The organism is Streptacidiphilus carbonis, assembly GCF_000787775.1.
GTDB lineage: Bacteria > Actinomycetota > Actinomycetes > Streptomycetales > Streptomycetaceae > Streptacidiphilus > Streptacidiphilus carbonis.
In genome coordinates, this window is record NZ_BBPM01000104.1 from 1 (window position 1) to 9,288 (window position 9,288).

The 9,288-nt window shown below is 72.2% G+C and carries 9 protein-coding genes and 1 pseudogene; 1 reads left to right on the top strand and 9 read right to left on the bottom strand.

Translation table 11 applies throughout. The annotated features are described in order from the left end of the window. Positions 1 to 651: 651 nt before the first annotated feature. The 6 genes from TR46_RS36645 to TR46_RS36675 all read right to left on the bottom strand — a co-directional run bounded on the left by TR46_RS36645 (position 652) and on the right by TR46_RS36675 (position 6,778). A complete protein-coding gene (locus TR46_RS36645; RefSeq protein ID WP_042411195.1) occupies positions 652 to 2,004 on the bottom strand; it encodes a lysine N(6)-hydroxylase/L-ornithine N(5)-oxygenase family protein in 1,353 nt (450 codons plus the stop codon). Positions 2,005 to 2,070: 66 nt separating this feature from the next. Further along, positions 2,071 to 2,907, bottom strand: coding sequence for a dimethylargininase (gene ddaH / locus TR46_RS36650; protein ID WP_042411198.1), 837 nt, complete (start codon positions 2,905 to 2,907; stop codon positions 2,071 to 2,073). A gap of 89 nt (positions 2,908 to 2,996) precedes the next feature. After that, positions 2,997 to 4,232, bottom strand: a complete 1,236-nt coding sequence (locus TR46_RS36655) for an arginine deiminase (protein WP_042411200.1) — start codon at positions 4,230 to 4,232, stop codon at positions 2,997 to 2,999. Between the two features lie 107 nt (positions 4,233 to 4,339). Then, the gene (locus tag TR46_RS38690; RefSeq protein WP_052433441.1) at positions 4,340 to 5,653 is read right to left on the bottom strand and encodes a thioesterase II family protein; all 1,314 of its coding nucleotides are present in this window, start codon (positions 5,651 to 5,653) and stop codon (positions 4,340 to 4,342) included. 113 nt (positions 5,654 to 5,766) lie between these two features. Next, positions 5,767 to 6,516, bottom strand: coding sequence for a response regulator transcription factor (locus tag TR46_RS36670; protein WP_042411204.1), 750 nt, complete (start codon positions 6,514 to 6,516; stop codon positions 5,767 to 5,769). Position 6,517: 1 nt separating this feature from the next. Beyond that, entirely contained in the window at positions 6,518 to 6,778 is a 261-nt protein-coding gene (locus tag TR46_RS36675) for a hypothetical protein (protein WP_042411207.1), read from the bottom strand. A 333-nt stretch (positions 6,779 to 7,111) separates the two neighbouring features. Between TR46_RS36675 and TR46_RS36680 the strand changes: the two genes are divergently transcribed. After that, positions 7,112 to 7,990 carry a DUF4097 family beta strand repeat-containing protein gene (locus TR46_RS36680; RefSeq protein WP_042411210.1) on the top strand — a complete coding sequence of 293 codons (879 nt, stop codon included), beginning with the start codon at positions 7,112 to 7,114 and terminating at the stop codon, positions 7,988 to 7,990. Between the two features lie 23 nt (positions 7,991 to 8,013). On the opposite strand, the gene TR46_RS36685 is transcribed toward TR46_RS36680, so the two are convergent. The 3 genes and pseudogenes from TR46_RS36685 to TR46_RS42975 form a co-directional block, all read right to left on the bottom strand. Further along, the gene (locus TR46_RS36685; RefSeq protein WP_042411213.1) at positions 8,014 to 8,196 is read right to left on the bottom strand and encodes a hypothetical protein; all 183 of its coding nucleotides are present in this window, start codon (positions 8,194 to 8,196) and stop codon (positions 8,014 to 8,016) included. Next, positions 8,193 to 8,732: a helix-turn-helix domain-containing protein gene (locus TR46_RS36690; protein WP_084719248.1), complete on the bottom strand. Its 540-nt coding sequence runs from the start codon at positions 8,730 to 8,732 to the stop codon at positions 8,193 to 8,195. Before TR46_RS36690 ends, TR46_RS36685 begins: the two co-directional genes overlap by 4 nt. A gap of 251 nt (positions 8,733 to 8,983) precedes the next feature. Continuing rightward, a pseudogene (locus tag TR46_RS42975) lies at positions 8,984 to 9,288 on the bottom strand (LmbU family transcriptional regulator); the annotation flags it as partial.

The following is a 9,288-nucleotide window of genomic DNA, read 5'->3' on the forward strand; positions in this document are numbered from 1 at the left end:
GGCGGGAGGGGTCTGGCGATGGCGGGAGGGGCCGGGGGATGGCGGGAGGGGTGGCGGGAGTGTTTTCGCGTGGCGGCCAGGTCCGGCCTTTCGGCGTCTTATGCCTTGGGCCGCGTTGTCGGCGCAGTCGATCCAGGCGGGCCGCTGCGGTCCTTCCAAGCGCGGCCGGACCTCGCCCAGGGTGTCGTCTCGCTCCGGAGTGCCGGTACCTGTGCGGAACGGACCTGACGCCGCAGCAGATGCCACCCCCCCTGCACGGTTTCGCCGACGTGGACGATCCATGTCGGCGCGGTCCATGGGGCAGGCTTGGACCGTCGACCCGCGCTTCGGCTGGCGCAGCCCCCGTTCGTTGACACCGGGCCGGGCCGGCTGGAGCGGTAGCGGATACGTCAGGCCTGGCGTGAGGCGGGGCCGATGGGCTTCGCTCGGAGCGGCCGCACTCGGTTGAGCGGCTGTCCCCGGTGCAGTGGGGGTGGCTGGGGCGCGCGGCTGGGGCGAGGACCACGGTGAACGCTGGAACGGATCCGGCCGGTCGTCGCCTGCCTGGACGCACGGAGCCCCGCGCCGGGGGCGGCGGGGCGTGGCGGGGAACGACTGGGCCGCCGGGGTGGGGACCGGCGGCCGTGGGTCTGCGTCGCGAAGCGGCTGGGTTCAGAGGCGTTCGGCGACCGCCTCGCGGACCTCGGCCGCGATCGTCGCCAGTTCGCTCTCGGCGCGCCGGCAGATGATGGAGTCTGCGATCTCGCCGCTGCGCACGGCGATGTTCGACAGCAGCGACGACGTCAGCCCGTGGGTGTGCTCGGTGCCGCCCTGGAGATAGATGCCGCAGGACAGTTCCGGCGTGGTGACCAGTCGGTAGTCGCGGGTGACCCGATGGTGTCCCGACTCGTCGCGCAGGCAGTAGCGGTCGAGGTCGCCGAGCAGCTGCGTCGGGTCCATGGAGGCGTAGCCGGTGGCGAAGACGATCGCGTCGACGTCGAGCTGCCGCACCTCGTGGTGGCGCAGCGACTGCAGGGTGACCCGCCGTGCGCTGCCGTTCCGCTCGACGGCCCGGACCTTGGTGAGGTTGTGGAAGTGCAGCCGCTTGGCGCCGGCCACGCCCTCGTCGTACTGGGTCTGGTAGAGCGCCTGGATGTCGGCGCTGTCGACCACCCCGTAGTTGGTGTTGCGGTGGTAGCGCCAGAAGGCGTCCCGGGCCGGCTCGTCGCCGTCGTAGTAGTCCTCGACCGCGTCGGCGTCGAACACCTGGTTGGCGAAGGGGGTGTCGTCCGCGACGGAGTAGCCGTAGGAGGGCATGATCGCGTGCACCTGCGCGTGGGGGAGCCGCCCGTGGAAGAACTGGGTGATCTCCGCCGCGCTCTGGCCCGCTCCGACCACGGCCACGCTGCGGAGGACCTCGGGGTCGGTCCGGCCGTACCTGGTCAGGAACTCCGAGCTGTGCCAGACCCGGTCGTCGCGCGCGATGCCGTCCGGCATCCGCGGCACCAGGCCCGTCGACACGACCACGTTGCGCGTGTTGACCCGGCGGGTGCTGCCCGCCGCGGTGTCGCGGACCTCCAGCTGCACGTACCCGTCGCCGCCGCTCCCGTGGTCCGGGGGGAGCTGCACCGAGGTGACGGTCGAGTCGTAGGTCACCGCGTCGGCCATCTTCGCCGCCGCCCACTCCAGGTACTGGTGGAACTCCTGGCGGGTGGGGAAGAAGTCCTTCCGGTTGACGAACTGCCCGAGCCTTCCCTTCGCGTGCAGGAACGCCACGAAGCTGAAGCGGGACACCGGGTTGCGGAAGGTGACCAGGTCCTTCAGGAAGGAGATCTGCATGGTCGCCGAGGGCAGCAGCATGTTGCGGTGCCAGCCGAACGACGACTGCCGCTCGAAGAAGGCGGAAGTGATCGAGTTCGTCAGGACGTTGGCGCAGCGCTCTTCCAGAGCGATGGCGAGCGACAGATTGGACGGTCCGAATCCGATGCCCACCACGTCGTAGGTGGCGTTCTCGCGAGCACCCATGGTTGGTCTCCCGTTTCAAGTAGCTGTGGATGTGGCGGGCTCGGCGTCTCCGTCGCCCGGGGTGGGTCAGGCGCGGGGCTGGTGCCGGATCTCCAACGTGCAGCACTTGACGCTGCCGCCGGCCTTGAGCAGTTCGGAGAGGTCGACGCCGACCGGCTCGAAGCCCCGGTCCCGGAGCCGGTCGGCCAGCACGGTCGCGGTGTGCGGCAGGAAGACGGCGCGGCCGTCGGAGACCGCGTTGAGACCGAAGGTCTCCGCGTCGTCCTCGTCGACCAGGATCGCGTCGGGGTAGAGCTCCCGCAGCGTGGTGAGGCTCTCCGCCGAGAAGGCCCCCGGGTAGTACATGATCTCGGTGTCGGAGAGCACGGCGAGCGCCGTGTCCAGATGGTAGAAGCGCGGATCAACCAGGGTGAGGGTGACCACCGGCCGGCCGAGGGTCCGCTGCAGCTCCGCGTGGGCCCTCGGGTCGGTGCGGAAGCCGGTGCCCGCCAGGACCCGGTCGCCCAGCACCATGTAGTCGCCCTCGGCCTCGTTGACGTACTCCGCGGAGTGGACCCCGCGGTAGCCGCGGGCGGCGAACCACTCCTGGTAGGAGGCGGCTTCGGGGACCCGCTCCCGGTGCCGGAACCGGGCGACCAGGACCCGGTCGTCCACCACCGTCGCGCCGTTGGCGGAGAAGACCATGTCCGGCAGGCCCGCGACCGGTTCGATCAGGTCGACGGTGTGCCCGTGCTCCAGGTACAGCCGGCGCAGGCCCTCCCACTGCTCGATCGCCAGGTCGGTGTCGACCGGCTTGGCGGGGTCCATCCAGGCGTTGATCGCATAGGTGACGTCGAAGTACGTCGGACGGCACATCAGGTAGTGGCGGGGGGTGGCCTGTCGGACGGCCTGGTTCTGGGACATCGGACTACTTCCTCAGGGTCGTTGGATCTCAGTTCGGTGCCGGTGGCCGCCGCTTCCGCCGGCGGTCGGCGAGGTCTTCGGAGGGCGGCTCAGGCCGCGTCGCGCTCGATCGGGCAGCTCATGCAGCGCGGGCCGCCGCGGCCCCGGCCGAGCTGGTCGCCCTTGATGCGCAGCACCTCGACGCCGTTGTCCTCAAGCATCCGGTTGCTGTTCTCGTTGACCTCGTAGGCGATGACGGTGCCCGGGGAGACCGCCAGCAGGTTGCAGCCGTCGTTCCACTGCTCGCGCTCGGCGCTGTACGGGTCCTGACGGGTCTGCAGCACCCGGACCGCGTCCAGGCCCAGCGCCGCGCCGATCTCGGCGAAGAGGTCCTTGTTCTCGACGGCCTCCACGGGGCGGCGGGTGCCCGGGGTCAGCGTCCAGGACCTCAGCGCGTCGCGGTCGAGGCCGGAGTAGAGGGTGAAGGCGTCCCGGTCCACCATGGTCATCACGGTGTCCAGGTGCATCAGGGCGCGCGCCTTCGGCAGCTGCACGGCGATCACGCGCAGGGCGGAGCCGGCCTGGAACATGCGGTGGGCCAGGATCTCGACGCCTGCGGGGGTGGTGCGCTCGCCCAGGCCGACGAGGACGGTGCCGTCGCCGATCACGGCGATGTCACCGCCCTCGATCGCGGCCGGGGCCATCGCCTCGCCGTCGATCCAGCGGTGCGCCCCGCTCTCGGCGAACATCGGGTGGAAGTTGTAGACCGCCTCGTAGTTGACGGTCTCGTGCCTGCGCCCGGCCATCATCATCGGGTTGACCGCGACGCCGTCGTAGACCCAGCAGCTGGTGTCCCGGGTGAACAGCGAGTTGGGCACCGGCGGGAGGACGAAGTCGTGGTCGGCCAGCAGGTCGAGCCCGAGCGAGCCGCCGCCGCTGCGGCGCTCCCCCAGCGCCTCGACGAGCTCGCGCTTGTTCAGGCCGCCCAGCAGGTGGGTGGCCAGCTCGCTGGGACCCATCGCGCCCAGGACCTTGCGGGTCTCCTGAGCGAGTGCGGCACCCATGTGGGGCTGCCGGTCGTGCAGGATGCGGTCGAGCACGAATTCCGCCGCCTCGTCGGCCTTGACCGCCTCGGCGAGCAGGTTGTGCAGGAGGTGGACAGTGACTCCCCGGTCCTGGAGGAGCTGCTGGAACTCCCGGTGCTCCTGCTGCGCCCTCGACACCCAGACGACGTCGTCGAAGAGCAGCGCGTCCTTGTTGCCGGGGGTCAGTCGCTCGAAGTCCAGGCCGGGCTCGTGCAGGACCACCTGTCTCAGGGCGCCGACCTCTGAATTGACGTAGAACATTTTCTCTCCCCACCTCGGTCGAGGGCAGCTACTGCTCTCTCATCGAAGGTATGGAGACGGCTTTCGCTTTCGTTATCGAAGCCTTTTCACTCGGAGGCCCGGCATTCTCAATGACGCGGGCGCACCCGCTCGACCTCGTCCGCGCCGTGGGCGCGGCAGACGTCGAGGTCCGGGGCGGCGACGACGTACCAGGGGGCGGGGAAGGGATCGGCGGAGTCCTGGCCGATCACCTGGTGCAGGACGTAGCCGGGGCCGGCCTCGCCGAGGATGCGGACCTGCTCGCCGGTGCCCAGGGCGGCCGCGCGGGCCTGCGCGACGTGCAGGGGGACCAGGTGGCCGTCCTCGATGCTGCTGCGCATGGCGTGCCGGCGGACGTTGTAGTGGGTCTCGCCGGTGCGGCGCAGGTCGATCAGGGCGGAGGCGATGGCCTGCAGCCGGGTGTCGCGGCCGGGCGCGGCCTGCGGCAGCTGCCACAGCTGGTACGCCTTGCGCTGCAGGCAGGGCTGGGTCAGACCGTCCAGCATGGCGATCGCCCGGATCAGGGCCTGGCCGGGCGAACGCGGGGGCGTCGCCGCCGGCTGCCGCAGGACGGCGGCGCCTGGGCGGGCGGTGACGGTGGCGGGGGGCATCGGCGGATCCCTTCGGTCAGGCGGGCAGCGGAACGCGCTTCCCGCCCCCGGTGCGGAGTTCCGGGGGCGGGCTGATGACCGCCGGCGCCGCTCGCCGGGGCAGGACGGAGAGGATGTCGCGGACCAGGCCGTCGGTGTCGGTCCACAGGTGGAAGTGCCCGCCGGGGCGCTCGCGGGTGCTGAAGGGGCCGGTGGTCGTGGCCGACCAGGCGGCCATGTCGGCCTCGCTGCTGAGCGGGTCCGGTAGCTGCGCGCCGCGCGGACGTCCGCGCGCAGGGCGGGGAGCAGCAGCTCGCACAGCTCGCGGTTGCCGGCGATGGCGGGGTCGATGCCGCCGAGCGCGCAGATCGAGGACCACAGCTCCCGGTCGCCCGCCTCGTGGGAAGCCCGGTCGCCGCGCGGACCGCCGGGGGCGGCGGAGCCGGAGACGTAGAGGCAGGTGGGCGGGAAGCCCCGGTCGCGCATGGTCAACGCGGTCTCGTAGGCGATCAGCGCGCCGACCCGGTGGCCGAACAGGGCGTAACCTGCCAGGGCGCGCGGTCCGAGGCGCAGCAGTTCCTCGGCGATGTGTCCGCTCATCCCGGCGACGCCGGCCGGCGGGGTCGCCGCCGCCCGGTCACCGCCTCCCGGGTACTGCACCGCGAACAGCTGCACGTCGGCGGGCATCGCCGAGGTCCAGGCGCGGTAGCTGCCCGCCGATCCGCCGGAGTGCGGCAGGCACACCACACGGGCGGCCGGGTCGGCCACCTCGTTCAGCGGCCGTATCCAGCCGGGGTTGCGGCCTTGGACCATGACGGATCTCCACTGCTCGAGTCCACCCTTGACGGACAGTCGGCAGCGTCCCACAGGGGGGAGGGGGGTGCCCGGCAATCTTTCCGGTCTCGTTCAGGGGGACCGGCGGCGGCTCAGGCGGCCGTGCTGAGCAGGCGCAGTCCCGGGGCCGCGGACGGGACCTGACGGGCCGCCAGATAGTGCAGGACGGCGAGGACGCGCCGGTTGTCGCGGCGGCCGCCGGGGATGCGCAGCTTGTCGAAGACCGCCGCGACCCGCTTCTCGACCGTGCCCGGGGAGATGACCAGCCGTTCGGCGATGGCGCCGTTGGTGCGGCCCTGCGCCATCAGCGCGAGGACCTCCAACTCCCTGCCGCTGAGGGCGTCCAGTCCGTCGGCGTCCGGTCCGGCGTCCGGTCCGGCGGCGCGCTCCGGGTGGGCGGGGCCGAGCCGGTGCGCGGTCCCGGCCGCAAGGGCGGCGACCATGCGCGGGTCGACGACGGCACCGCCGGCGGCGATCCGCAGGAGCGAGTCGGTCAGCTCCTCGGCGTCGGTCATCCGGTCCTGGAGCAGGTAGCCCAGACCGGCGCCGCCGTCCTGGAAGAGGCGGCCCACGTGCCGTGGGTCGGGCGCGTCGGCGAAGAGCAGCACCCCGAGGCCGGGGTGGCCGCGGCGGGCGTCCAGGGCGGCCCGCAGGCCCTCGTCGCCCCAGTCCGGCGCCAGCCGGACGTTGGCGATCAGGACGTCGGGGCGGTGGGTGTCGACCAGGTCCGGCAGGACCCTGGCGTCGTGGACGGCGGCGGCCAGGTGGTGGCCCTGGCCGCCGAGCACGTGGGCGAGGCCCGCCCGCAGGATCGCGGAGCCCTCGGCGATGACCAGACGCATGTCAGCCGCCGAAGTCCGGGGCCTCGGGCGCCGGGACCCACTGGTCCAGGAAGGCCGCCATGTTGCTGAGGACGGGGGTGCGGGCGAACTCGTCGAGGGACAGCCGCTGCTCCAGTGCGATCACCAGCCGGACGGCGGCCCGGAAGGCGCCCCCGGGTTCGCAGGAGTCGTCGCCGTGCCCGTCGTGCCCGTCGTGCCCGGCCGGGTCGTCGAGTCCGCCGGTCCACAGCTCGGCCGGTCCGGATGCCGTGTCACCGCTCATGCTCCGCCTCCACCTGGGTCGTCTCGGTCGGATCCGACGCTAGGCACCGGCCTTATCGGCGGGATATCGCCGGCTTTCCGCCGTGGTGGGGGCTGCTCGCGGCCGGCCGGCGGACGCCGTCGTCCGGCGCGGGCGGCCGGCCGGGCGTACGGATCGATGCGACTCCCATAACAGGTCGATAACCACGGCTCCTAACGTCGTGTCATGGCGGGAGCTCCGCCCCGGATCCGCGGCGGAGCGGCTCCGCGAACGGCATCCGCCGACCATCCACTCGCAGTCTGTAGCGTCCCTGTGAGGCCACGGGCTCCTGGCGATCCGCTTGAGGGCAGTCCCATGCCAGAATTCGAATTTGCCACACCTGAGCCGATCCTCGTCTCGATCAGTCTCAACATCGGCCGCGCGCTGGTCTCCGCGGGCGACCGCACCCGGACCACCGTCGACGTGCACCCGCGCGACGGCGGCAACGCCTGGGATGTGACGACCGCCGAGCTCACCCGGGTCGACTACCGGGACGGGGAGCTGGTGGTCGACGCGACCAGGGCGCAGGGGCTGCCCGGCAGCGGATCCGTGGTGGTGGCCGTCAGGGTGCCGAGCGGATCACGCCTGCACGCCGACTCGCTCGCCGCGGACATCCACGGCACGGGCGGCTTCGGGGAGTGCGCGATCAGCACCGGCTGCGGCCATGTGCGGCTCGACCGCACCGGCCCGCTGCACCTGTCCGCGGCCCTCGGGAACGTCACGGTGGGAAGCGTGGTGGGCGGCGTCGAAGCCGTCGCCGGCTCCGGCGACATCACCATCCGGGAGATCGACGGCGCCGCGGAGATCAACAGGGGCACCGGCAACACCCGCATCGGAGCGGCCGGCGGCCCCGTGCGGGTCTACGCGGACAGCGGGGACCTGCACATCGGACGCGCGCACGCGGGGGTCGAGGCGCGGGCCGCACGGGGCGACATCCGGGTGGACGACGCGGTTCGGGGCCCGCTGACGCTGGAGACCGCCTCCGGCTCCGTGGAGGTCGGCATCGCCCAGGGCTCCGCCGCCGCACTCCGGCTGGACGCCCATGTCGGCACCGTCTACCAGGCGCTGGAGCTGCTCGACGGCACCGCCCCGGCGGTCGGCGTGGCGCCAACCGTCGAGGTGCACGCGAACACCATCATCGGGGACATCGTGGTCCGGCGCGCGTCCGTGGAACGGGACGTCGACTGGCAGTGAGCAGCGGAGCGGCCGACGTCCCGTCAGGCCGCGGCCGAGGCCTCGTCGGTGTCCTGTCGCCGCTCCTGCGGCGCCGTCTCCGGACCGGGCCGGGCGGCCTGCGGACGGGCGAGTCCGTCGAACGCCTCGTGCAGCCGTTCCAGGGTCCACCACTCGCCGAACCGCGCGGTCCTGGCCAGCAGCCGGTCCTCCTCCCAGGGGCTCATGACGCCGCCTCCGTACCGAGGTCGAGGACGTAGCCGCGGCCCCAGACCGTGCGGACGGTGAGCCCGAGCGGGTCGATCCGCTGCCGGATGCGCATGATGTGCAGGTCCAGGGCGTTGCGGGTGGTCGACCCCTCCTCGCTGCGGAGCCGGAGGCGCAGCGCCTCGCGGGGCACCACCTGGCCGAACCGGGCCACCAGCACCGACAGCAGCTCGGCCTGCATGGGCGAGAGGGTCACCGACTGGGAGGCGAACCGCAGCACGCCGTCCAGGTCGATCCGGGGTGCGTGGTAGCGGTGGTAGCGGTGGACCAGCGCGTCGGAACGCGCCTTGAGGTCGTGCGAGGGGATCGGCGCACGCACCCAGTCCTCGTAGATGTCGTCGCAGACCGGGGCCCCGAGGCCGGCCTCGACCACCAGGATCCGAGGCACTCTGCGGGATCTGTACTCCTCGCGCAGCTCCTGCTGCGCGGGCCAGCGCAGCAGCTGCACCTCCCAGTTCGGCAGCGGACTCCGCGAGCCGACCTCATGCGTGATCATCCCAACCCCGATTCTCCGGCAGCCCACTTCGGCGGAACCCTTGTCAGCGAACCGAGTAAAACATACCAGTGTCCGGGTTTGTTTTGCCAGAGGTACTGCCGGATGTGTCACGTCGGAGGGGACATCGGGGCGCTGCGGCGGCAGCGTGTCGCCCAAAGTTACTGAGATTAGCGGTGGTTAGGCCTGAATCGGGCGACTTTGACCGCTGCGGCCCTTGGCAGTCGCTGCCATAAGATACCGCAGTGCTGGTTTTAGAAGACGGGAGCGGGCTCCCCGCTGAGCTCCGCGGACTCACCCGCCGCGGCGAACACCATCTCGGCAGCGGAGTCGAGGGTGGTCAGCACCCACTCGTCCACCTCCAGTCCGCTCTGCTCCGCGGCCCGCTGCCAGCCCTCGAACCGGTCGCCGGGCAGCGCCAACTGGCGGACCGCGACCGCCGCGCGGGGCGCGACGGCGGCACCGTCCCTGGCCTCGTGCAGGGCGCCGCGCAGCTGCTTGGTACTCCAGGACAGCTCCTCGGCCCGGCTGAGCCAGCGGTCCTGGTCCTCGACCGGCA